This is a genomic window from Cryobacterium sp. Y82, from assembly GCF_002929495.1.
GTDB lineage: Bacteria > Actinomycetota > Actinomycetes > Actinomycetales > Microbacteriaceae > Cryobacterium > Cryobacterium serini.
Genome location: NZ_PJJJ01000036.1, coordinates 238,298 through 260,943, shown reverse-complemented (window position 1 = coordinate 260,943; position 22,646 = coordinate 238,298). Strand labels below are relative to the sequence as shown.

Sequence of the window (22,646 nt, the reverse complement as noted above, 5' to 3'; positions counted from 1 at the left end):
CGGCCGGATCCGTCTCGGCCGCCAACTCGCACGCTGGGCTGGAACGTCGACGCGAACGGTCGCTGTAAGGCAGGTTAGCCGCGTTCACCCGTTGCGGCGATGCGCGCGAGCCGAGCCCGGGCGGCATCCTCCGAGGTCGACGAGGGGCCAAGCAGAGAACGCACGACACCGAGCACCAGTCGGGTACTCCAAATAGTTGGCAACAGGGATCGTTTCAGGCCGAGCATGTCGCGATACTCGCGCGGGATCGATGCCACGGCGCCGGCGAACATGATGCGGTAGAACGGCAGCATTCCGCGGCTGAGCGGCGGGTAGCGGATGAAGCGCACCGCTTCGGCCACGCGGGCGTCGCTCTTGAGTGTTCCGGCGCTGCGAAAAGCCTCCAGCTGCGCGGCTAGTTCGGCCGCTGAGTGCGGGGCATCCTGCACGCCGACGAGTTCGCCGGCGATCGCCCATTCGTCGACGTAGCGGTCGGCGCCGCCGGGAATAGCCCCGCCCCAGAGGAGGTGGGATTGCAGGAACGCGTCGGTGAAGACGACGTGCACCCACGACAGAAGCTCGGGATCATCAGCGGCATAGGGCCGTTCCTCACCCCGCGCATCAAGATAGGTGCCGGTCACACGGTCGTGAAAGTGCGCGACCCGTCCCGATTCCCGCTCGGCGACGACGGTGTCGGCGAAGGTCACCGTGATGAGCCACTGGATCGTGCCGGAGAGGCGACCGAGCGGGTCTTCGTGGTACCGCGACCAGTCGTGCACGCCGGCCATGGCGCCCGGGTGCAGGGTCTGCATGAGCAGCGCGCGAATGCCGGCGACCATGGTTGCCATGCCGCCGTGCACGGTCCAGGCCGCGCTTCCCGGGCCGAAGAAGCCAACGTCATCCCCCGTGGCTATCTGACTGACCCACTTGGGCCGCCCCTCGCTGTTGCCCGAGAGGGTCACTAAAAGGTGCGAGCGCCAGCTGTCTGTGAATCTACCCATCTTCGGATGCTAGCCCCGCCTCGCTGGATACCCGCCGTAAGCCGCTGCTGTGCCCGCGGGTCGTTGTCGCGGACGACGAGCGGAGGCCCCACCTGGCCAGGTCTGGGAGAGCGCCGTTCGCGACGCCCGAAAGGATGATCAATTCCCTGACCGCTGCCGCGAATGCTGGTGTTGCGCGGGTTGCACGCCGGTTCGGGCTGACGCACACCCGTTTATTTCGCTGCTCGGCGCGGCATCCGCTGACACCCGACGTAGGCTAGTCAGGTGAGCAATCGATACCCAGCACGATGAACGCGTCCACGAAGTCGACTGACCTGGCACCCGGATCGAACAGAAAAGTCATCGCGCTGGCCGTCGCTGGTGCCCTCGGCGGATTCCTCTTCGGGTTCGACTCCTCGGTCATCAATGGGGCCGTCAACGCTGTGCAGCAGGAATTCGGGCTGAACGCCACCCTCACCGGTTTCGCGGTGGCCTGCGCGCTGCTCGGCGCTGCGGCCGGTGCGTTCTTCGGGGGCCGCTTCGCCGACCGCTACGGACGCATCCCCATGATGGTGGTCGGCGGCGTGGTCTTTCTGGTCAGCTCGATCGGTTCAGGTTTCGCTTTCGGCGTGGTCGACCTGATCATCTGGCGAATCATCGGCGGGCTCGGTATCGGCCTCGCATCCGTTGTCGCACCGGCTTATATCGCCGAAATTTCGCCGCGGCAGATGCGCGGACGACTAGGCTCCCTTCAACAGCTTGCGATCACGCTCGGCATCTTCACCGCGCTGCTTTCCGACGCCATGTTCGCCGAGAGTGCGGGCGGAGCAGCCGGCGAGTTCTGGTTCGGGCTGGAAGCCTGGCGCTGGATGTTCCTCGTCGGTGCCGTGCCGGCCGTTGTTTACGGCGGCATCGCGTTCGTCCTTCCGGAATCCCCGCGTTTCCTTATTCTCAAAGACAAAGAAGCGGATGCCCGCGCCGTGTTCACCCGGCTCTGGCCGAGCGGCGACGTCGACCGGGAGATCCGCGACATGCGTCGCTCGATCGAGGTCGATGCGCGTTCACAGAAATCGGGGTCTCTGCGTGGCAGTGCCTTCGGTCTCAAGCCGATCGTCTGGGTTGGCATCATCCTGTCGGTGTTCCAGCAGTTCGTCGGCATCAACGTGATCTTCTATTATTCGACCACCCTCTGGAGCGCGGTCGGCTTCGAGGAATCCAACTCGCTGACCATCTCGGTGATCACCTCGGTCACCAATATCCTGGTCACCCTGGTCGCGATCGCTCTGGTCGACCGGATCGGCCGACGACCGATCCTGTTGGCCGGCTCCATCGGCATGACGGTGTCGCTGGCAACGATGGCGGTGGCGTTCAGCCAGTCGGTCACGGTCGACGGCGCGCTCAGCCTGCCGGGTGCCTGGGCTCCGATCGCGCTTGTTGCCGCAAACCTGTTTGTGATCTCATTCGGAGCTTCCTGGGGCCCAGTGGTATGGGTGCTCCTCGGCGAGATGTTCCCCAACTCGATTCGCGCCAAGGCCCTCGGGCTGGCTGCAGCCGCCCAATGGATCGCGAACTTCTTGATCACGGTCAGCTTTCCGCCGATGGCGGACGCCTCCCTGCCTATCACCTACGGCATGTACGCCCTGTTCGCCGGGCTGTCATTCTGGTTCGTGCTGAGCAAGGTGCCTGAAACCAACGGAATGTCGCTGGAGGAAGCCGACACCCTGCTGCCGCCGAAGAACTCGGCACGGAAAGCCGCGCCCGTCAACTAGGCGTTAAAGCTTTCGCACCTAGACAGTGCGCGGCGAGAGCCACAAGCCCCCGAACGGGTTATCGCGATGTGACCGGTTTGCGGATAACTTCACAGGACAAGATTGTGGAGTGTGACCATGCCCGAACGTGGATACGCCGTTATAAGTTTGAAAACTACCGGACTGTTCCCGTATCAACGGGATCGGGTCGTCGAGGTCGCTGTGGTGCACCTCGACGAGGGTGGTCGCATTGCTGAACGCTGGCAATCCGTTGTGAACCCGGGAAGCAATGCCGGGGACGTAGTGAACCACGGCATCAGCACGGCCGAACTCCTGCGCGCGCCGACGTTCGAGCAGATTGCGCCGCGCCTGATCGACCTGCTGCGTGGCCGGGTATTGGTGACGCACAACGCGCAGTTCGTGACCGGATTCCTCATGCGCGAGTTCGAGCTGATTGGTTATGCTCCCGGCCGCGGGCTTGAGGCCGTTTGCACCATGCACCTGGCCCGCACCTATCTGCCCGGGGCTGGTCGGCTGCTGGTCGATTGCTGTGCCGCCTATGACATCGAAATCGAGCCCGGACCGGGTGCCCTGGTTCAAGCCGTGGCCTGCGCGAGCCTTCTCGCCGCCTACGTGCACGGTTCGCCCAGCGTCGCACCGTGGATCGACGCTCTGGACCGCGCCGAGCGATCCGCCTGGCCGAGAATCGCCGCTATCACCGACGCAGAGTGGGTACAGCGTGACCCGGTAACGCCCGACGACGCGGCAACGGCACCGAGCTTCCTGGCCCGGGCGGCCGTGAAACTCCCCGACCACACCGGCCCCGAACAACACCTCGACTACCTTGCCCTGCTCGATTTGTGCCTGCTCGATCATGTTCTCTCGCCTCAGGAAGCCCGAGAACTTCGGGTCCTGGCCGAATTCAGCGGCATCGCCGTCACCGAGAGCATCGATCTGCATCGCCGCTATTTTCAGGACCTCGTGCAGGTTGCCTGGTCGAACGGCGCTCTCAGCATCGCGCATTCTGCCGACCTGATCGCCGTCGCCCGCATGCTCGATGTGGCTCCGACAATCGTCGCCGCCGCGCTGGCTGCGCCCCCATCGGTGGTTGCGCTGCCGATCGCCTCGATCGACACTGTGTTGCTGGAACAGGGCGACATTGTCGTACTGACCGGCGACATGGCCAGGGCCCGCTCCGACTGGGGCCGAGAACTGGTCGCTCGGGGGCTGTCTCTGGGCACGGCGGTCACCCTGCGCACTCGTCTGCTCGTCGCTGCCGACCCCGCGTCGATCACCGGCAAAACCGGTAAGGCCCGCGACTACGGCATTCCGATCGTCTCCGAATTCGGCCTGCGCTCTCTCATCGGGGTGCGCTAACCCGCCGGGCGGCGCATCGCTGGGACATCGACACGGGTGGGCGAACGGACGGTTGCGCAGCGCCGGCTAGATGATCAGGCCGCGCAGATACTCCTCGATGGACTCGCCGCGGTCCGCTGACCGCGACACCAGACGCCCATGCTCCTCGGCGCTGAGTGACAGCGTCACCCGGTGCATTTCGCCCCCGCTGCGCATGGCGTCGGGGCCGTGCGGATCGATACGGTCGCGGTGATCCTCGCCGGCATCCTCGCCGATATCGTCGAGCGAGAACAGTTCGTCGTGCGCAAAGGCAACCGCCCGCTCCGTGGTTCGGCCAGTGGTCAGGGCCGGCGCAGTCGACGAGCCCAAGGTGCGCAGCCCGCCGGAGGCTGCAGCGCGCGCCTGTCCTACCGGTTGGGTCTTTGACTGCAGCGCGGTAAAACCGGGCCCGGCCGGTGCCGACCGGCCACGCTGGAAAGCCTCTGCCGCGCCGCGCGCGCGCTCGTCGGCCGCCTCGTTGAGCGGATGCCCAACGTGCCCCTTCACCCATTCAAATCGGTACCGACGCCCGGCGATGGCCTCGTCGATCTCCTTGAGCAGGTCGAGATTCATCACCGGTTTGCCGTCGCCCTTGCGCCAGCCCTTGGCCTTCCAGCCCTTCATCCACTTGGTCACCGAGTTGATCACGTACTGGCTATCGCACAGCACGAGCAGATCGTCGTCAATGTGCGCGGTGGCACGAAATAGCTCGAGCACGGCCTTCAACTCGCCCTGGTTGTTGGTGGCGTGCTTCCAGCCACCAGCGGCCCAGCAGGAGTCGTCGACGTACCAGGCCCAGCCGGCTGGGCCTGGGTTCCCGAGGGCAGAACCGTCGGCAGCGGCGGTGATTGTCATGTGGGGCCTTTCAAACAGCGGATGCGCGGGCCTACCAGTCTGCCACTCCCCGCATCCGCTACCCGTACTGTCGGGCCTCAGGGCCGATTGTGTCCGTCGTGTAACAGCGCCCCATCAACCCCCGAACGGCGTGTGATCATCTGGTGATCGAAAGGTAACGGGTACCAACGTTGCCGGAAACACGCGCTGGCTAACGTCGGAGCAGGAAGGCCGCCCGGCTCCCTGCAGACCGTTGCCCGCCATTTCATTCCAATCCCGAAGGGGACTTCAATGACATCCAGCACAGTTGGATCAGCATTCGGCCACGCCGCATCCACGATCGACGACGCGGTGCTGGTACACCGTCCCGGTCGGTGGATCGACAATTGGAACCCCGAGAATAAGAAACAGTGGGAGCAGGGCGGCAAAGTCATCGCCTCCCGCAACCTGAAATGGTCGATCTTCGCCGAGTTCCTCGGCTTCATCATCTGGCAGCTGTGGAGCATCGTTGTCGTGTCGCTGCCGGCGGCAGGCTTCTCCTTCCTTCTCCACCACCGAGGTGTTCTGGCTCATCTCCATGCCGAGCCTCGTCGGCGCCACCCTGCGCTTTTCCTACACCTTCATGGTGCCCAAATTCGGTGGCCGCAACTGGACCATCATCTCGGCCGGACTGCTGCTGATCCCGTCGATCGCCCTCGGCTTCTGCGTCGGCAACCCCGACACCCCGTTCGGCGTCATGCTGTTCGTCGCGGCTCTCGCCGGCTTCGGGGGTTGCAACTTCGCCAGCTCGATGTCGAACATCACCTACTTCTACCCGCAGGGCCAGAAGGGTTATGCGCTCGGCCTGAACGCCGCCGGTGGCAACCTCGGCGCTTCCATGGCCCAGCTCATCGTGCCGATCGTGATCACCCTCGGCGCCGTGCGAACCTTGAACATTAGCTTCGCCGGTTGGTTCTGGATCCCTTTCATCCTGGTTGCCATGTGGGGTGCCTGGATGTACATGGGCAACCTCACCAACACTAAGGCCGACTTCGCCGGATCGATCGCCGCGGTGAAAGAACCGCACTTCTGGATTCTCGCCGTGCTCTACATCGGTACCTTCGGCTCTTTCATCGGCTTCGCGAGCGTGTTCCCCAAGCTCATCGCCGACCAGTTCCCGGTGTACTCCACTTTCCAGGTGGCGTCGGCCTCGCTCTCCCTCGCCTTCATCGGCGCGCTCGTCGGGTCGCTGGCCCGCCCGGCCGGCGGACGCCTAGCCGACCGCTTTGGCGGGGCATCCGTCACCGTCGCCGCCTTCGGCGTCATGGCAGTCGGAGCCCTCGCGGTCGTCTCGGTGCTTCCACTCGGCAACTTCTGGGCATTTCTCGGCTGCTTCCTGCTGATCTTCGTCGCCACTGGAATCGGCAACGGCTCGACGTACCGCATGATTCCCAGCGTGTTCTCGGCGCGGAGCGGCGTGAAAGACGCCCACCAGAACTCGGGCGACGTGGGTACGCAGCGCAAAACTGCCGCTGCCCTCGGACTCATCTCGGCCGTCGGTGCCTACGGCGGGTTCATCATCCCGCAGGTGCTCGGCTTCTCCAAGACCACCACCGGCGACTACTCGAGCGCGATCTACGCCTTCGCCATCGCTTACGTCGTCATGATGTGTGTCACTGCCTTCGTCTACCTGCGCCGTGGTTCGTCCGCGGCCGGCCAGAAGATCTAGGCGCCCGTTGACTGCCACCGCCACGCACTGCCCGTACTGCGCACTGCAGTGCGCCATGGACCTCAGTCCCGTGGAAACGACGTCGGTTGAAGCGGATGCCGCCGCATCGGCCTCGCCGGCCGCCTCACTGACAGTTGCAGGCCGGTCATTTCCGACCAACCGTGGGGGCTTGTGCAAGAAGGGTTGGACCTCCGCCGAACTGCTCGTGTACCCGAACACGGCCGCTATGTGAAAATGCTTACCCGCGAGGGATTTCTTACGGGCTTCGTCTGTGTCGGTATGCCGCGCACCGCCGCCGAGCTGACGCTACTGTTCGAGCGCGGCAGCGAATTACCGGCGGACCGGTCGGTGCTGCTGCGCTACGACGGGCCGGACTATGAGCCTTCGATTAACGGCGCCTTCGACCCGGGCGCAACGGTGTGCTGGTGCAACGGCGTCACTGGGGGTGCCATTGCCGATGCGGTCGAAGCCGGCGACACGAGTGTCGCCTCTATCGGTGCGGCCACTCGAGCTGGCACCGGATGCGGCGGGTGCAAAATGCGCATCGGCGAGGTTCTCGAACGCTTCGCAACCGTCGGGTCGACGCCCTGACAGCGTGAATTCTGTCACCTTGCAGAGGGAAGATCTTACAGGCGAAGAAAATGATGAGATTTACCCGGTTTTATCTCCGGTGAGACCGTTACACTGCTGCACGACCGACTCACTAGAGGGAGAATTCGCATGCTGAGCAACCTGACCGGATGGCATTTCCTAATTATTCTCGTCGTGATCCTGCTCTTGTTCGGCGCACCGAAACTGCCGGGGCTCGCCCGCAGCCTCGGTCAGTCCATGAAGATTTTCAAGAGCGAGATCACCCCGGAACGCACCGACGACGGCACACCGGTTAGTTCGGCCGACAGTCCTCGCGCCGACAGCGCTCGCGCCGACAGTCCTCGCGCTGACAGTGCTCGCGCCGACAGTCCTCGCGCCGATCCGAGCGGCACGCCGAACCCGAAAGCCTAGGCAATCGTGGTGGTGGAGGGCGTGCGTACCGCGCCCGCCAAGAAAAAGATGTCGCTTGGGCAGCACCTGCTTGAGCTTCGCAAGCGACTCTTTCTCGCCGCTGCGGGCATCCTCGTCGGTGCCATTGCCGGCTGGCTGCTTTCCGGCTTCGTCTGGGATGGTCTGCGCGAGCCGATTTATGCCATCGTGCGTGCCCAAAACCGCAACGCCCAGATTAATTACCCGGATATCACGAGCGCCTTTGATCTTAAACTACGCATCTCCTTCTACGTCGGACTGATCGTCTCGAGCCCGATGTGGCTCTATCAGATCTTTGCTTTTCTGATGCCCGGCCTGACGCGCAAAGAGAAGCAGTACACCTTCGGGTTCTTTTTTTCCGCCGTACCGCTGTTTCTGATCGGGTGCGCGTCCGGCTGGTATGTGTTGCCGCACGTTGTTGAACTCATGACGAGTTTTGCGCCCCAGCAGGATGCCGCGCTGATTAATGCGGGAAACTACTTCGACTTCGTGCTCAAACTGATGATCGCCATCGGGATCGCGTTTGTACTGCCGGTATTTATTGTGTTGTTGAACTTTGCCGGGGTGGTCAGTGCCAGCTCTATTATCAAATCCTGGCGTCTGGCCATCCTGGTGATCGTTTTATTCACGGCCATTGCGACGCCGGCGGCCGACGTCGTGTCCATGTTCCTGCTCGCCGTGCCGATGGTGGTGCTCTATTTTGCCGCGTACGGAATTGCAGTGCTGCACGACCGCCGGGTCGCCCGCCGGGTGCCGCGAGTCGGCGCGGACGGTCTGCTGCTCTAACCTGCACTCGGTCCGACTCGGTGATGCCACCGAAACTGCACCCAGGTTCGGCGCGCTCAAAACAAATTAGGCACGGGCCCATGCACAAAAGTGAGGATTTTTCTTATCGTTTGATTACAGTTTTTGTCCACCCTCACACGAAATGGATTTGCGAGGGTACGTTACCGATGTTACTGAGGCACACCCGGCACGTTCACTTACCGTCAGGAGAACCAGGATGTTTGATCAGGGATTTATTACCAATGCCATCAATCGCAGTGCGGAGAATTCTTCGGATCGCCGAAACTTTCTTCGTGCGGCGGGCGTGGCTGGCTTCGGTGTCGGAGCAGCAGTGCTCGCCACCGGCGGCCCGGCGCTGGCTGCCGAATCCACCGGCCCGGCAGAGGCACCGAGCGACGCGGCCATTTTGAACTTCGCCCTCAACCTCGAATACCTCGAGGCCGAGTTCTACCTGCGGGCAACGACCGGCCGCGGGCTACCCGAAAGCCTGACAACCGGAACGGGCACGCGTGGCGGTGTGACCGGCGGGCGCATGGTGCACTTCAAGACCGCAATCATCAAGAAGTACGCCGATGAAATCGCTGCCGACGAGAAAGCCCACGTGGCCTTCCTGAGGTCCGCCCTGGGCAGCGTGGCGGTGTCTCGCCCGAAGATCAACCTCGACGCGAGCTTCACGGCTGCTGCCCTGGCGGCCGGCCTGGTCAAGCCGGGCCAGAAATTCGACGTGTACGCCAACGAGGCGAACTTCCTCTTTGGGGCGTTCATCTTCGAGGATGTCGGAGTCACCGCGTATAAGGGCGCCGCGCCGCTGATCACGAACAAGACATTCCTCGAAGCGGCCGCCGGGATTCTCGCGGTCGAGGCGTATCACGCCGGTGTCATCCGCAGCACGCTGTACGCGCTCGGCATCGCACTTCCCTCGGTGTACACGACCGCGCAGGCGATCTCCGATTTGCGTGACGCCGTCGATGGCCCGACCGACCTTGACCAGGGCATTGGCAACGCGTCGAAGGCGAACCTGGTTCCGACCGACGCCAACGGCCTGGTCTACAGCCGCAGTGCCGCCCAGGTGCTCAACATCGCCTACCTCAATGCGGCGCCGGTGAAGTCGGGCGGGTTCTTCCCGGCGGGTGTGAACGGTGTCATCAACACCAGTGGCGCCAACGGCTAGGGAACACCGGCGTCACCTGGCGCGGGAGTAACGTCGCTGCGCGGGAGTTGTACCTCCCGCGCAGAGGCGCAGCTCCCGCACTCCGCCGGGCGGGGGAGTGCGGGTCACACCAGAACTCCCCCGCCGTGGCGTAACCACCGCGTATCGAGGTCCTGCCCGGCTCTCCTGCGTGGCAGCACCTGCGCCCGATGTGGTGCCTGCCTCCGAATATATGGGGCGGGCGCCGGATTGGTGGCGGGGCGCATGTTTCAGCTTTTGCCCAGCGGGTCACCCCGAGACAGACACCGAAATTTCGTGCAGTCCGGTGGCACCGTTGGGGGCGACATCGGCGGTGGCCGAAGTTTGCACGAGGCCCGCGGCATCCGTTGCCCGCACCGAGACGGTGTGGTCGCCGGCGCTCGCGTTGTCCCAGGTGTAGGCCCACTGTCGCCAGGTGTCGACCGAGATCGCGTCAGCGAGAGTCGCGTTCTGCCACGGGCCGTCATCGATCTGCACGGCGACCGCGCTGATCCCCACCTGCTGCGACCAGGCCACACCGGCAATGACGATCGACCCGGCGGATACCGAGGTTCCCTGGCGGGGCACATCGATGCGGGAGGAGAGCTTGACCGGTCCTTCGGCTGACCAACCGCGCGGAGTCCAGTAGCCCTGCTCCTGGTCAAACCGGGTGAGTTTAAGTTCGACGACCCATTTCGTCGCCGAGACGTAGCCGTACAGGCCGGGCACGACCATGCGCACCGGATAGCCGTGTTCGAGGGGGAGCGGTTCGCCGTTCATACCGACGGCGAGGATGGCGTTGCGGCCGTCGGTGAGCGCCCCGATCGGCGTGCCGGCGGTGAAGCCGTCCTGGCTGGTCGAGAGCACCATATCGGCATCGCGCGTGGGTTTCGCCCGCGCCAGCAGCTTGCGGATCGGGTAGCCCAGCCAGGTGGCGTTGCCGATCAGGTCGCCGCCGACGTAGTTCGACACGCAGGCCAGGGTGGTCGTGCTTTCTTCGAGCGGCAGGGCGAGCAGCTCGGCGAAGTCGATCTCGACCTCATTCTCGACCATGCCGGTGATCTTCAGTCGCCAGGTGGTCGGGTCGATGCGCGGCACGCTCAGGGCGGTATCGATGCGGTAGAAGTCGGCGTTCGGAGTGATCAACGGGGTGATTCCGGCCACGTCGAGGCTCGCCCCGGCCGGAATGGCGGCGGCGCGAACGGATGGCCGAGGCAGCGTGAACAGCGCGCGCGCGGCATCCGCTGCACGGGTGGCCGCGGCACTGAACTGTCCGCCGGCCAAGGCGAGCACGCCGATGCCCGCGGTGATTCCGGTGTAGACGAGGAAGCGGCGACGGTCGGCGCCACTCCCTTCGGGGCGTGCCGGTACCTGTTCCGGTGGCGATGCCGTCGCGGCGTGCCCGGTGCGGCGATCGACCGGCAGCCTGGTCGTGAGAACGGTCAGCGCGATCGCCGCGACACCCATGGCAACGACGGCTGGGACTGCGTCGAGGGTCGAGGCGCTCGAACGGGACAGCGCTGCGAACAGGGCGATCGCGCCGATGACCACGACCAGCAGGCGGCCGAATGGCGGGCGCCGATTTTCGACAATGCCAGCGAGGCCGGCGGCCAGGAGCAGCACGAACACGATGGTCACGATCAGCACGATCTTGTCGGCGGTGCCGAACAAGCCGATAACGAGGTCCTTGACGGCGGCCGGAACGATGTCGATGATGAGGGCGCCGACCGTCAGTACCGGGCTCGCGCCCGGGGCTATCCAGGCCGCGGTCAGCTCGGCCACGCCGAGGCCGGCCAGGGCGGCGGCTACACCGGCGGCCGCCGGGCGCCAGAGTGCCCGGGCAGGGTGTGGCGTAGCAATCGCAGCGGTGTCAGGAGAGACGTAGACCATGTTGCCAGACTAGAACGGGCGGCTGTGATTACCCGCCGGTCGGCGGCCCCGGCGGGTTTCGTCAGACATCCGTCACATCTTGACCGCGCGGTAGTGCAGTCTTGAGGGACTATGTCTCTGCTTGCGCGCCTCGAAAATGAAACCGACCCCGACGTTCTCTTCGAGGCGTTCGAAGCCTGGGCGACCGAACAGGGCCTTTCCCTCTACCCGGCGCAAGAGGAAGCGGTCATCGAGATTGTCTCGGGGGCGAACCTCATCCTGAGCACACCAACCGGAACCGGCAAATCGCTCGTGGCCGTCGGAGCCCATTTCGCGGCGCTCTCGGCCGGTAAACGCAGCTTCTATACAGCGCCGATCAAGGCCCTCGTGAGTGAGAAGTTCTTCTCGCTGGTCGAAACCTTCGGGGCTGAGAACGTTGGCATGATGACCGGCGACTCGAGCGTCAACGCCGATGCCCCGATCATCTGCTGCACCGCCGAGATTCTCGCCAACCTCGCGCTGCGAAACGGCGAAGACACCGAAGTCGACCTCGTCGTGATGGATGAATTCCATTTCTACGGGGACCCGGAGCGCGGCTGGGCCTGGCAGGTTCCCCTGCTGCTGTTGCCGCGGGTGCAGTTCATTCTCATGTCAGCCACACTCGGCGACGTGAAATTCATCAGCGATGACCTGACCCGGCGTACCGGGCGGGCCACCGCCGTTGTCACCGGGGTGGAGCGCCCGGTTCCGCTCAGCTATTACTACGAGCAGACCCCGGTACACGAAACGGTCGAAGAACTGCTGCACACCGATAAAGCGCCTGTCTATATCGTGCACTTTTCCCAGGCGGCCGCCCTCGAACGCGCTCAGGCCCTCGCGAGCGCGAAGGTGGCCTCCCGGGAGCAGCGTGACGTTATTGCCGAGTTGATCGGCGAGTTTCGGTTCACCACCAGTTTCGGCAAAACCCTGTCCCGGCTCATCCGCATGGGAATCGGCGTGCACCATGCCGGCATGCTGCCGAAATACCGCCGGCTGGTGGAGCAGCTCGCCCAGCGCGGCTACCTGCGGGTAATCTGCGGCACTGACACCCTCGGCGTTGGTATCAACGTTCCCATTCGCACCGTGCTGTTCACGGCCCTCACCAAGTACGACGGCGTGAAAATGCGTCAGGTGAACGTGCGCGAGTTCCACCAAATTGCGGGCCGGGCCGGGCGGGCCGGCTACGACACTGCCGGCACCGTGGTGATTCAGGCGCCCGAGCACGAGAGTGACAATCTCAAGGCCATCGAGAAGGCCGGTGATGACCCGAAAAAGAAGCGCAAAATCGTGCGCAAGAAGGCGCCGGACGGCTTCGTGTCCTGGGGTGAACCCAGCTTTCGCCGACTGGTCGACGCCGAACCCGAAACCCTCTCGTCGAGCATGCAGATGACCGCGGCGATGCTCATCAACGTGATCGGACGCGGCGGCGATGCCTTCGCCCACGTGCACGAACTCGTCTTCGACAACCACGAGCCGTGGAAGCGCCAGCTGGTATTGGCCAGGCGGGCTCTCGGCATTTACAAGACCCTGCGCGAAGCCGGAATCGTAGAGCAGGGCGCGAGCGGCAGCATCCGTTTGACCGTCGACTTGCAGGCAAACTTTGCGCTGAACCAGCCGCTGTCGCCGTTTGCGCTGGCCGCCTTCGAGCTGCTCGACCCCGAAGCGCCTACCTACTCGCTCGACATGATTTCGATTCTGGAGTCGACCCTCGATGACCCGCGGCCGGTGCTCATGGGGCAGCAATTCGCCGCCCGCGGTGAGGCCGTGAACGCGATGAAGCGTGAGGGCATCGAATACGACGAGCGGATGGCGCTGCTCGAGGAGATCACGCACCCCAAGCCACTCGAAGAATTGCTGAACTACACCTTCGACACCTATAAGGCTTCCCAGCCGTGGATCGCCGACTTTGAACTGAAGCCCAAATCCGTCGTGCGCGATATGTACGAGCGGGCCATGTCGTTTGGTGAGTTCATCGCGTTCTACAAGCTCGCCCGCAGCGAGGGCGTCGTGCTGCGCTACCTGTCGGACGCGTATCGGGCTGCCCGGCAGACCATTCCCGACGAGGCGAAGAACGAAGACCTGCTCGACCTGATCGAATGGCTCGGGGAGCTCGTACGCCAGGTGGACTCGAGCCTGCTCGACGAGTGGGAAGAATTGCTGCACCCCGATCTCGCCGCGCACGAAGCGGGAGCCCACACGATTCTGCCTCCGCCGCCGCGTCGACTCAGTACCAACGCACGGGCTTTTCGTATCCTGGTGCGCAACGAGCTGTTCCGCCGGGTGCAGCTCGCCGCGCTGGAGCACTACGACGAACTGGGTGAGCTCGACCGGGAGCACGGCTACTCCACCGATGTCTGGGCCGAAGCGATGGACGGCTACTTCGCCGAGCACGATGAGGTGCTCACCGGCGGTAACGCGCGCAGTTCTGAGCTGCTCATTATCGAGGAGGGCGCAAAGGAGTGGACCGTGCGCCAGATTATCGACGACCCGGCCGGTGACCACGACTGGGGGATCAGCGCGAGCGTGAACCTCGCCGACTCCGATGACCTCGGCGCGGCGGTCGTGCGCGTGACCGGTGTCAATCGGTTGTAGCGTCGAGCGCCCGTCGAGATCGCGGCGCTACACGCCGGGTGCGTGGAGCGGGGCGGAGGCGTCGGCGGTCCACTCATTGAGGGAGCCGTCGTAGATGGAGACGTGCTCGTTGCCGGCGCGGATAAGAGCGAGGGCGCTGGCCGCTGCAGCGATGCCGCCACCGCAGTAGGTCACCAGGTGGCCCGAGGCCCCGTTTGCGGACGCCGCCACGGCTGGGGCGAGCGTTGCCTGCAGCCGGTCGCCGCGGAGGAACACATTCGTGGCGGGGTCGACGAGTGTGCCGGCCGGCAGGTTGATACTGCCCGGGATGTGTCCGACCCGCGGGCGTGACCCGGCCGTGCCGGCAAATTCCGCCGGCGGCACGGAGCAGACGAGGGCCGCATCCGCTGTGCCGGCGATGATCGACTCGACGAAGCTCTTGTCGACCCACAGCTCGGAACGCGGCGTTGCCGTGAAGCCATCGACGACCCGCGGTCGCGTGCCGCCGGTGGCGAACGGGCGGGTCTCGGCGTGCCACTTGGTGAGACCGCCATCGAGCACGGCGACATCGTCATAGCCGAAGGCGCGGAACAGCCACCAGATGCGGGCAGCCCACTGTCCCACCACGGCGTCGTAGACGACGACCGTCGTGCTGTTGTCGATCCCGACGGATGCCGCCGCCACCTCAAACAGGTCGGCGCTCGGCCGGGAGAAATCGAATGCACCCGCCGGGTCGGAGAAGACATTGAAGAGGTCCGCGAACACGGCTCCGGGAATGTGCCCCTTGGTGAGATAGTCGTCCCGCCCACTGAGGTAGCGCGGCCCGGAATCTGAAGGTGCGAGCGCGAGCACGGTGGCGTCGAGAATGACAAGGTGGTCAGAGCCGAGGTGGTCGGCCAGCCACTGCGTCGAGACGACGGGCGACGAGGGAACGGGAGAACTCATGGACTAAGGCTAGCGGGGGCCGCTGACACGGGGCGGAATCGTGGCCGGGGCGAGTCATCCGGCGACATACGGCTACCGGGTCGTGGTCCAGTCCAGGTTGATGATCTGCTTGATATAAATGTTCTCGCCGAGCCCGGGCACCGAGGGGTTCATGGTCAGCATCAGCTGTACCGGAATGTTGAATCGTTGGGCGATGTCAAAGAAAGCGTCGCCCTCGACGACCGTGTAGGTGAGCAGGGCTCCCGCACCGTCAGCAGTTGTTGTGCCGCGGGCACCCGGTGTGCTGCCCTGGTCAGCGGCGGGTCCCTGCGGCAGGGGCACGGGCTCCGCGTTGGGAACGAGGTCGGGCACCGTTGGGTTGGGAATGAGCGCCGGCTCCTCGATGGCAACCGGCGTCGGTGCCGGCGTGGGACTCGGGGTGGGCGTCGGGGTCACGCTCGGCCTGATTGTTACGGTGACGGCCGGAGCAGGTTCGCCAGCACAGCCAGAAACCACCACGAGCAGGACAGCGGCAACGATGATGCCCCACGGGCGACGTACGAGTGAGCTGCGAATGGTTCAACCCTTCCTGATGAGACGCGCTGTGACCTTGTCTATGCACGCATTCAGCTAGCTTAGGGTGCACGAGTGGCAGCACCACTGCGTCGACTACCCCCGTTCGGGGTGGTGCGCTCAGCTGCGCTGACATTGCCCGCGAGCCGCCTTCGCAGGTTTCCGCGCAGAGGCCGGTCAGCCCGGCGAGTACGGCACCGGGCGTTCCGTGGCCGAGACCGGTCGACCCCAGACCCCAAAAGTGCGCAGCTGATGCGCCCCAACTCATTGAGACGCCCGGCCCGGCGAGAACGGGTGCTAGGCGATTGTGAACGTGATGGTCGACACATAGGCGTCGACGGCGGTGGAACCGATCGCGGCCGAGTAGTTGGAACGGTGGGTGTCGGCCGGGACCTTCAGATCGAAGGTCGGGGCGAGGGTGAAGGTGCACTTGCCGAGAGTCGTGGTGTAGACCAGCGACTGGGCGACATTGCTGATGGTGACGGCCCCGGCAGTCGGTGCCGCGTCGGATCCGGTGCCGGTGGTGATGGTGCCCGGCGTGATCACGAGGTTGGAGGCCGGCAGGGTGCGGGCGGATACCCACAAAACAAAAAACAGGCCGTCTCCCCGAGGGGAGACGGCCTGACGGCTACTGCGTGCGCCTAGTGCGTGCGGAAGCGCTGCACCATCGGGCAGTCGAACGGGTCTCTCGCCGCCAGACCGACCTTGTTGAGGTAGGCGATGACGATGCCATAGCTCTCAAAGACGCCGGTTTCGGTGTATTTCACGTCGTGGGAGAGACAGTATTCTTTGGCGATCTCCTGAGCCTTACGCAGGTGCGGGCGGGCCATGTTCGGAAACAGGTGGTGCTCGATCTGGTAGTTGAGACCGCCCATGTAGTGATCGATGAAGGTGCCGCCGCGAATGTTGCGGCTGGTGAGCACCTGACGACGAAGGAAATCCACCCGGCTTTCAGCCGGAAGCTGCGGCATGCCCTTGTGATTGGGCGCGAAGGTTGCGCCCATGTAGACCCCGAAGACCGCCATTTGCACGCCCACAAACGCGAAGGCCATACCGAGCGGCAGGAAATAAAAGATCACGGCAAGGTACAGAGCGAGGCGCGTGACGAGCATAGTGATCTCGACCCAGCGCTCGCTGACCTTGTTCTTACCAAAGACGGTCTTGAAGCCTTGGACATGCAGGTTGATGCCTTCGAACATCAGCAGTGGGAAGAACAAGTAGCCCTGCTTGCGGGTGATGATGGCACCCAGTCGGCTGACTTTTTTGGCGTCTTCCTCACGAAAAACGATGAAGTCCGGTTCGATGTCAGGGTCCTTGCCGACGACGTTCGGCTGGGCGTGGTGACGACTGTGCTTTGTCATCCACCAGGCGTAGCTGATACCCACGAACAGGTTGGCCAGAACCCGGCCGGCTCGGTCGTTGGCTTTGCCGGAGGTAAACACGGCACGGTGCGAGGCTTCATGGGCCAGGAAGGCGAATTGGGTAAAGATGAGGCCCAGAGCCGCGGCAATGATCAATTGATACCAGGTGTCGCCAAGCAACACGAAACCAACGGCAGCGCCGAGGGTGGCAGCAACGAGAGTGGAGAAGACCAGCCAGTAGAAGCCGGTGCGTCGGCCAAGAAGGCCGAGATTGCGCACGGTGTGCAGGAGGGCCGAATATTCTGTTGTGGGATTTTTCGTATCGCCACCCGGCCGGGTCCTGATAATGCGGACCGAGGGTGCGGCTAGTGCTTCCGACATAAGGCCTTCCTGAGTCTAAAATTCTCAGCGTTCGGGACTTCTCAGTCGGAAAGTGAGCAATTACTCGTGGAGCAGATAGCCGTCAGTCTACGTTCGCGAACTCCCTGTTCGCTCGCAATTCACACGTTTTTCTCAGTCATTATATGCCAAAAATGGAATGTATTTGACCGATCTATCGCCAACTTGGCATCCAAATGTGGAGTTGCCAAAACGCGAACGAAGTCTGCATTCCGGTCCATACGGGGAAGAAGAAAGCCGTGACCAGCAGCGTGACTCCAAGACCCACAGCCACCGCGGTAACGGTGCCCGCCCGCGGTTGGGGGTCATATTCCGGCACCTGTGAATGTGCTGAATGCCTGCGTCGTGGTCGGGCCTGGTCGGGTATCCGCTGGAGGAGTAACCCGATGACAAAGGTAAGACCGAGCAGCAGGTAAGGCTCGAAGGTGATCGTGTAGAACTGGAAGACCGTGCGGTTCAGATACATGAGCCACGGCAGATAGCCGGCCACCACGCCCATCAGAATGTAGCCGACCCGCCATTCGCGATATCGGGCGAGTCGGTAGACGAGATAGAACAGGGCCGCCGTGGCGGCCCACCAGATTAGCGGGTTGCCAACAGAGGTGATGGCCTCAGAGCAGCTCTGAAACTGGCAGCCGAATTCGGCCGCGTCGGAGCCGCGGTAGTACATGCTGGTCGGTCGAATCATGAAAAGCCAGGTCAATGGGTTCGCCTGGTACGGATGCGGGGTGGCCAGCCCCACATGGTAGGTATAGGCAGCAGCCTGATAGTGCCAAAAGCTTTGGAGCGTGTGCGGTACCCACGCCAATGGTCCGGTCCAGGCAGCCCCCACCCCGTCAGCCCAGTCGCGGTAGTAGCCGCCACGGGTGACAAACCAGCCGGTCCAGGACATCAGAAACGTGGCGCCGGCGATGGGAACGAGCAGGAGAAAGGTGGCGGGGGCCTGTTTGAGGATGGCAGCACTGAGCCAGAATGGGACGCCGTTTCGACGCCGGGCCAGGGCATCGACGACGACGAGGTAGATGCCGAACGCGGCGAGAAAATACAGGCCGGACCACTTCACCGAACTGGTCAGTCCAAAGGCGAGGCCAGCGGCGAGCAACCACGGCCGCCACCACAGCGCCGGACCCCAGCCGGGGTCGGTTTGACCCGCGAGCCGGGTCGCGAGACGCGTCGCATGCCACTGACGGTCCATCAACACGGCGCCAAAACCCAGCAGGGCGAAGAACATCACGAAATTATCGAGTAACGCCACGCGGCTCATGACGATGGCATGCCCATCGACGGCGAGCAGAAAACCGGCGATCAGGGCGAGCAGTCGTGACTGAAACAGTTTTTGCGCCACGAGCATGATGAGCACGACAGCGAGTACCCCCACCAGGACAGTCGACAGTCGCCAGCCCCAGGGGTTGCCAGGGCCAAGTAAATTCATGCCGAGTGCGATCAGCCACTTGCCGAGCGGCGGATGCACCACGAAGGACGGCTCCGACGTGTAGATGTCGGTCTGCCCGGCTTCAAACAGCGGGTTGGCGTCGGTCGGCCACGTGGATTCGTAGCCGTTGTTGAACAGGCTCCAGGCGTCCTTCACATAGAAGGTCTCGTCGAACACGAGCGCCTGAGGCAGGCCGAGGTTCCACAAACGCAACGCGGCGGCCAGCAGTATTACAGCGAGGTAGCTGCCCCAGCGAACCCATCGACTAGTAGCGAGCACGTCACCATCGTACAGAGCGAGCGAAGAACGAATGTTCGGCTGTTGCTGCGAGAATTGCAGCATGATCATCCTTGCCGCCACCCCGATCGGAAATCTCGGCGACGCTTCCCGGCGCCTTATCGAAACCCTGAGTACCATCACCATCGTGGCGGCCGAGGACACCCGCGTCACCGTCCATCTGCTGAAAGCCCTCGGAATTGAGAACAGGCCCAAGCTCATCGCCCTGCACGACCACAACGAACGCGGCAAGGCAGCCGAACTCGTCGAACTGGCGCGCGATGTCGACATTTTGGTGCTCAGCGACGCCGGCATGCCCACCGTTTCCGATCCCGGCTTTCACTTAGTGGATGCCGCGGTCGCGGCTGGCGTTTTGGTCACTGCCCTGCCTGGACCCTCTGCTGTACTGACCGCCTTGGCCGTCTCGGGACTTCCGACGGACCGATTCACCTTTGAGGGGTTTTTGCCGCGGAAGCACGGCGAGCGGATCAAACTGCTGCGTGACCTCGCTGCCGAGCGTCGCACCATGGTGTTCTTTGAATCGCCCAACCGTCTTGCCGACTCCCTGACCGATCTGGCCGCAACCCTCGGCCCCGACCGCCGGGTCGTGGTCTGCCGGGAATTGACCAAGTTCTTCGAAGAGGTCAAGCGTGGCACGGCGAGTGAACTGGCCGAGTGGGCGGCTGCGGGCGTGCGCGGCGAAATCTGCATCGTCGTTGCGGGCGCCGAAGTGCGGGTACTGGACCTGGCCATGGGTGTTGCCGAGGTTCTCGACCTGGTGGCCGGCGGCATCCGTTTGAAAGACGCTGCAGCCGACGTGTCGGCCGCCAGCGGGCTCGGCAAGCGAGAACTTTACGAGCACGCCCTGCAGGCCAAGACTGGCGCGCCGCTGCCGAAACCCGACCGTTCGGCCTTTCCGCTGGGCTGATCCGACAACTCCGGGCGTAACCGGGCCAGACCCGCAAGCACTCGCCGCATAAGATGAACGCATGTCCGCAGGCTCTTTTTACATCACCACGCCCATTTTCTACGTGAATGATGTGCCGCACATCGGGCACGCCTACACCGAAGTCGCCGCCGACGTGCTCGCGCGCTGGCACCGGCAGTCGGGTCGAGACGCCTGGCTCCTCACCGGAACCGACGAGCACGGCCAGAAGATTCTGCGCACCGCCACCGCCAACGGCGTCACGCCGAAGGAATGGGCCGACCGTTTGGTGGAGACCGCGTGGAAGCCGCTGCTTCAGACCGTCAACATTGCGAACGACGACTTCATTCGCACGACCGATGAACGCCATGAGGTGAACGCGCAGAAGTTTCTGCAGCACCTGCACGACGAGGGCCATATCTACACTGGCGAGTACGAGGGCTACTACTGCGTCGGCTGCGAGGAATACAAGCAGACCAGCGACCTGGTCGATGGTACCGGCGAGTACACCGGACAGCTCGTCTGCGCGATCCACTCCAAACCGGTCGAACTGCTGCATGAGAAGAACTACTTCTTCAAGATGAGTGCTTTTGCCGACCGGCTGCTTGCACTCTACGAAGAGAATCCCAACTTTGTGCAACCGGAAGCGGCCCGCAATGAGGTTCTAGCGTTCGTCAAGCGTGGGCTCTCCGACCTGTCGATCTCCCGGTCGAGCTTTGACTGGGGCATCAAGGTGCCGTGGGACGAGTCGCACGTCGTCTATGTCTGGTTCGACGCGTTGCTCAACTACATCACCGCAGCCGGCTACGGCCAGAACGATGAGGAGTTCGCCAGCCGGTGGCCCGCCACCCACATCGTCGGCAAAGACATTCTGCGCTTTCACGCCGTAATCTGGCCGGCCATGCTCATGGCCGCCGGCATCGAGGTGCCTAAACAGGTCTTCGGGCATGGCTGGCTGCTGGTCGGCGGCGAGAAGATGAGCAAGTCCAAGCTGACCGGCATCGCCCCGAGCCAGATCACCGACACGTTCGGGTCCGACGCGTTTCGCTACTACTTCATGCGCGCGATCAGCTTCGGCCAGGACGGTTCGTTCAGCTGGGAGGATCTCTCGGCCCGGTACCAGTCCGAGCTGGCCAACGGCTTCGGCAACCTCGCCTCCCGCGTGATCGCCATGGTCGTGCGCTACTGTGACGGTGTCGTGCCCGCCGCTGGCGAGCTTTCGGCCGCCGACCTCGCGATCCAGGCCACCGAAAAGCGGGTGACGGATGCCGCTGGAGCCTTCATCGAGACCCTCGCCATCCACGACGCCCTGGCCAGCGTGTGGGAACTCGTCGACGAGCTCAACGGCTACATCACCCTGCAGGAGCCGTGGGCGCTTGCCAAGAACCCTGAAACGCGGGCGCGGCTGGAAACAGTGCTGCACACCGCCGTGCGCGGTCTCGGTACCCTCGCCGTGCTGCTTTCGCCGGTCATTCCCATCGCCACCGCCAAACTGTGGACCGCTCTCGGCGGCGACGGTGCCCTCGCCGACCAGCGCGTCGACCGGGCCTGGGACTGGGCAGGCGGCGCTCAGGTGAGCCCGCTCGAACCGCTGTTCCCGCGCATCGAATCGATCGTGGAGCCGACCGATGGCTAGCGACTCTCTTGCCGGGCTTGACGGAGGCGTCGACGGCTACGGCAGCGCCATTCGCCGCCGCGAGAACATCGCGCGCCGCGACCTGAGCTACCCACCCCTGCCGGAGCCGCTCACGGTACCCGTCTACGACAACCACACTCATCTCGAGATCGCCGACGGCGAGTATCCGCTTGACTATCGGGAACAGCTCGACCGGGCTTCGAGCGTTGGCGTGCGCGGCGTGATCCAGGTCGGCGGCGACGTCGAAACCTCACGCTGGTCGGCCGCGGCCGCCCTGATCGAGCCGCGCATGCTCGCCGCCGTTGCGATCCATCCCAACGAGGCGCCTGCTCTTGACGAAGCCGGCACCCTCGATGACGCTATCGCCGCGATCGACGCACTCGCCGGGCAGCCGCGCGTGGTCGCCGTCGGCGAGACCGGACTCGACTTCTTTCGTACTCCCGAAGCGGGCCGTGCCGCCCAGTTCCGCTCCTTTGAAGCTCATATTCGCATCGCCAAGGAGCACAACCTCGCGCTGCAGATTCACGACCGTGATGCCCACGAGGCAGTGATTGAAACGCTGCTCAAGGTCGGCGCCCCCGAACGAACCGTCTTTCACTGCTTCTCTGGCGACGCGGACATGGCCCGAATCTGTGCCGCGCAGGGCTGGTACATGTCCTTTGCCGGTAACGTCACGTTTAAAAACGCCGACAACCTGCGGGCCGCCCTGTCGGCCGCCCCGCGCAACCTGCTGCTGGTTGAAACGGATGCCCCGTTCCTCACCCCGCTGCCCTACCGCGGCCGCCCCAACGCGCCGTACCTGCTGCCCAACACGCTGCGCGGCATGGCCGCTCATCTCGAAACGGATGTCTCCCTGCTCTCTGCTCAAATCACCGCCAATACCCAGCTGGTCTACGGTCGCTGGGACGCGGAGCCCGTCACCGCGGCCCACGATGTTCAGCGCCCAGACCAAGCCCCGCGCGGAGGTCTTGCGTGACCGACGCAACCGCTGACGCGGCGAAACCCGTCAAAACCCTTCTCGGC

Annotated in this window: 19 protein-coding genes and 1 pseudogene; 12 read left to right on the top strand and 8 right to left on the bottom strand. The window is 64.1% G+C overall.

The features are described 5' to 3' along the window. Nucleotides 1–74: 74 nt before the first annotated feature. Nucleotides 75–980 carry an oxygenase MpaB family protein gene (locus tag CXY70_RS14795; RefSeq protein WP_104193088.1) on the bottom strand — a complete coding sequence of 302 codons (906 nt, stop codon included), beginning with the start codon at nucleotides 978–980 and terminating at the stop codon, nucleotides 75–77. 287 nt (nucleotides 981–1,267) lie between these two features. Here CXY70_RS14795 and CXY70_RS14790 point away from each other — a divergent pair, with 287 nt between their 5' ends. Both CXY70_RS14790 and CXY70_RS14785 read left to right on the top strand, forming a co-directional pair. Beyond that, complete coding sequence (locus tag CXY70_RS14790) at nucleotides 1,268–2,728, top strand: sugar porter family MFS transporter (protein WP_104193087.1); 1,461 nt, start codon at nucleotides 1,268–1,270, stop codon at nucleotides 2,726–2,728. Nucleotides 2,729–2,845: 117 nt separating this feature from the next. Next, nucleotides 2,846–4,084: an exonuclease domain-containing protein gene (locus CXY70_RS14785; protein WP_104193086.1), complete on the top strand. Its 1,239-nt coding sequence runs from the start codon at nucleotides 2,846–2,848 to the stop codon at nucleotides 4,082–4,084. A gap of 66 nt (nucleotides 4,085–4,150) precedes the next feature. On the opposite strand, the gene CXY70_RS14780 is transcribed toward CXY70_RS14785, so the two are convergent. Next, the gene (locus CXY70_RS14780) at nucleotides 4,151–4,957 is read right to left on the bottom strand and encodes an RNase H family protein (RefSeq protein WP_104193085.1); all 807 of its coding nucleotides are present in this window, start codon (nucleotides 4,955–4,957) and stop codon (nucleotides 4,151–4,153) included. Between the two features lie 270 nt (nucleotides 4,958–5,227). Between CXY70_RS14780 and CXY70_RS14775 the strand changes: the two are divergent. The 6 genes and pseudogenes from CXY70_RS14775 (at nucleotide 5,228) to CXY70_RS14750 (ending at nucleotide 9,621) form a co-directional block, all read left to right on the top strand. Continuing rightward, nucleotides 5,228–6,644 (top strand): annotated as a pseudogene (locus CXY70_RS14775) (MFS transporter). Nucleotides 6,645–6,651: 7 nt separating this feature from the next. After that, entirely contained in the window at nucleotides 6,652–6,876 is a 225-nt protein-coding gene (locus CXY70_RS14770; RefSeq protein WP_104193084.1) for a hypothetical protein, read from the top strand. A gap of 2 nt (nucleotides 6,877–6,878) precedes the next feature. Beyond that, entirely contained in the window at nucleotides 6,879–7,235 is a 357-nt protein-coding gene (locus CXY70_RS14765) for a (2Fe-2S)-binding protein (protein WP_104193083.1), read from the top strand. Between the two features lie 129 nt (nucleotides 7,236–7,364). Further along, entirely contained in the window at nucleotides 7,365–7,646 is a 282-nt protein-coding gene (gene tatA / locus CXY70_RS14760) for a twin-arginine translocase TatA/TatE family subunit (protein WP_104193082.1), read from the top strand. A gap of 48 nt (nucleotides 7,647–7,694) precedes the next feature. Further along, complete coding sequence (gene tatC, locus CXY70_RS14755) at nucleotides 7,695–8,450, top strand: twin-arginine translocase subunit TatC (RefSeq protein WP_104193207.1); 756 nt, start codon at nucleotides 7,695–7,697, stop codon at nucleotides 8,448–8,450. A 217-nt stretch (nucleotides 8,451–8,667) separates the two neighbouring features. Further along, entirely contained in the window at nucleotides 8,668–9,621 is a 954-nt protein-coding gene (locus CXY70_RS14750; protein WP_104193081.1) for a ferritin-like domain-containing protein, read from the top strand. A gap of 267 nt (nucleotides 9,622–9,888) precedes the next feature. Here CXY70_RS14750 and CXY70_RS14745 read toward each other — a convergent pair whose 3' ends face one another. After that, entirely contained in the window at nucleotides 9,889–11,508 is a 1,620-nt protein-coding gene (locus CXY70_RS14745; RefSeq protein ID WP_104193080.1) for a molybdopterin-dependent oxidoreductase, read from the bottom strand. Nucleotides 11,509–11,619: 111 nt separating this feature from the next. Here CXY70_RS14745 and CXY70_RS14740 point away from each other — a divergent pair, with 111 nt between their 5' ends. Then, the gene (locus CXY70_RS14740; protein WP_104193079.1) at nucleotides 11,620–14,118 is read left to right on the top strand and encodes an RNA helicase; all 2,499 of its coding nucleotides are present in this window, start codon (nucleotides 11,620–11,622) and stop codon (nucleotides 14,116–14,118) included. 27 nt (nucleotides 14,119–14,145) lie between these two features. Here CXY70_RS14740 and CXY70_RS14735 read toward each other — a convergent pair whose 3' ends face one another. The 5 genes from CXY70_RS14735 to CXY70_RS14715 form a co-directional block, all read right to left on the bottom strand. After that, complete coding sequence (locus tag CXY70_RS14735; protein ID WP_104193078.1) at nucleotides 14,146–15,042, bottom strand: sulfurtransferase; 897 nt, start codon at nucleotides 15,040–15,042, stop codon at nucleotides 14,146–14,148. Nucleotides 15,043–15,114: 72 nt separating this feature from the next. Next, nucleotides 15,115–15,477: a LysM domain-containing protein gene (locus tag CXY70_RS14730; protein ID WP_158250991.1), complete on the bottom strand. Its 363-nt coding sequence runs from the start codon at nucleotides 15,475–15,477 to the stop codon at nucleotides 15,115–15,117. Between the two features lie 414 nt (nucleotides 15,478–15,891). Continuing rightward, the gene (locus CXY70_RS14725; protein ID WP_104193076.1) at nucleotides 15,892–16,179 is read right to left on the bottom strand and encodes a hypothetical protein; all 288 of its coding nucleotides are present in this window, start codon (nucleotides 16,177–16,179) and stop codon (nucleotides 15,892–15,894) included. A 56-nt stretch (nucleotides 16,180–16,235) separates the two neighbouring features. Further along, the gene (locus CXY70_RS14720) at nucleotides 16,236–17,336 is read right to left on the bottom strand and encodes an acyl-CoA desaturase (protein WP_104193075.1); all 1,101 of its coding nucleotides are present in this window, start codon (nucleotides 17,334–17,336) and stop codon (nucleotides 16,236–16,238) included. A gap of 172 nt (nucleotides 17,337–17,508) precedes the next feature. Next, complete coding sequence (locus tag CXY70_RS14715; protein WP_233205953.1) at nucleotides 17,509–19,128, bottom strand: dolichyl-phosphate-mannose--protein mannosyltransferase; 1,620 nt, start codon at nucleotides 19,126–19,128, stop codon at nucleotides 17,509–17,511. On the opposite strand from CXY70_RS14715, the gene rsmI reads away from it, so the two are divergent. From rsmI to CXY70_RS14700, 3 genes are all read left to right on the top strand, one after another. Further along, nucleotides 19,127–19,990 carry a 16S rRNA (cytidine(1402)-2'-O)-methyltransferase gene (rsmI, locus tag CXY70_RS14710; RefSeq protein WP_104193073.1) on the top strand — a complete coding sequence of 288 codons (864 nt, stop codon included), beginning with the start codon at nucleotides 19,127–19,129 and terminating at the stop codon, nucleotides 19,988–19,990. The genes CXY70_RS14715 and rsmI overlap by 2 nt on opposite strands. A 61-nt stretch (nucleotides 19,991–20,051) precedes the next feature. Continuing rightward, on the top strand, nucleotides 20,052–21,623 hold the full coding sequence (metG, locus tag CXY70_RS14705) for a methionine--tRNA ligase (protein ID WP_104193072.1): 1,572 nt from the start codon (nucleotides 20,052–20,054) through the stop codon (nucleotides 21,621–21,623). Then, nucleotides 21,616–22,599: a TatD family hydrolase gene (locus CXY70_RS14700; protein WP_104193071.1), complete on the top strand. Its 984-nt coding sequence runs from the start codon at nucleotides 21,616–21,618 to the stop codon at nucleotides 22,597–22,599. The genes metG and CXY70_RS14700 overlap by 8 nt, the downstream gene beginning before the upstream one ends. The last annotated feature ends 47 nt before the right edge of the window (nucleotides 22,600–22,646 follow it).

Bases quoted from the DNA above. Each gene is read 5' to 3' on its own strand.
- CXY70_RS14700 (WP_104193071.1), top strand. From the start codon at position 21,616: ATGGCTAGCGACTCTCTTGCCGGGCTTGACGGAGGCGTCGACGGCTAC.
- CXY70_RS14780 (WP_104193085.1), bottom strand. From the start codon at position 4,957: ATGACAATCACCGCCGCTGCCGACGGTTCTGCCCTCGGGAACCCAGGC.
- CXY70_RS14715 (WP_233205953.1), bottom strand. From the start codon at position 19,128: ATGCTGCAATTCTCGCAGCAACAGCCGAACATTCGTTCTTCGCTCGCT.
- CXY70_RS14795 (WP_104193088.1), bottom strand. From the start codon at position 980: ATGGGTAGATTCACAGACAGCTGGCGCTCGCACCTTTTAGTGACCCTC.
- CXY70_RS14720 (WP_104193075.1), bottom strand. From the start codon at position 17,336: ATGTCGGAAGCACTAGCCGCACCCTCGGTCCGCATTATCAGGACCCGG.
- tatA (WP_104193082.1), top strand. From the start codon at position 7,365: ATGCTGAGCAACCTGACCGGATGGCATTTCCTAATTATTCTCGTCGTG.
- CXY70_RS14765 (WP_104193083.1), top strand. From the start codon at position 6,879: ATGCTTACCCGCGAGGGATTTCTTACGGGCTTCGTCTGTGTCGGTATG.
- metG (WP_104193072.1), top strand. From the start codon at position 20,052: ATGTCCGCAGGCTCTTTTTACATCACCACGCCCATTTTCTACGTGAAT.
- CXY70_RS14745 (WP_104193080.1), bottom strand. From the start codon at position 11,508: ATGGTCTACGTCTCTCCTGACACCGCTGCGATTGCTACGCCACACCCT.
- CXY70_RS14740 (WP_104193079.1), top strand. From the start codon at position 11,620: ATGTCTCTGCTTGCGCGCCTCGAAAATGAAACCGACCCCGACGTTCTC.
- tatC (WP_104193207.1), top strand. From the start codon at position 7,695: ATGTCGCTTGGGCAGCACCTGCTTGAGCTTCGCAAGCGACTCTTTCTC.
- CXY70_RS14750 (WP_104193081.1), top strand. From the start codon at position 8,668: ATGTTTGATCAGGGATTTATTACCAATGCCATCAATCGCAGTGCGGAG.
- rsmI (WP_104193073.1), top strand. From the start codon at position 19,127: ATGATCATCCTTGCCGCCACCCCGATCGGAAATCTCGGCGACGCTTCC.
- CXY70_RS14785 (WP_104193086.1), top strand. From the start codon at position 2,846: ATGCCCGAACGTGGATACGCCGTTATAAGTTTGAAAACTACCGGACTG.
- CXY70_RS14735 (WP_104193078.1), bottom strand. From the start codon at position 15,042: ATGAGTTCTCCCGTTCCCTCGTCGCCCGTCGTCTCGACGCAGTGGCTG.
- CXY70_RS14790 (WP_104193087.1), top strand. From the start codon at position 1,268: ATGAACGCGTCCACGAAGTCGACTGACCTGGCACCCGGATCGAACAGA.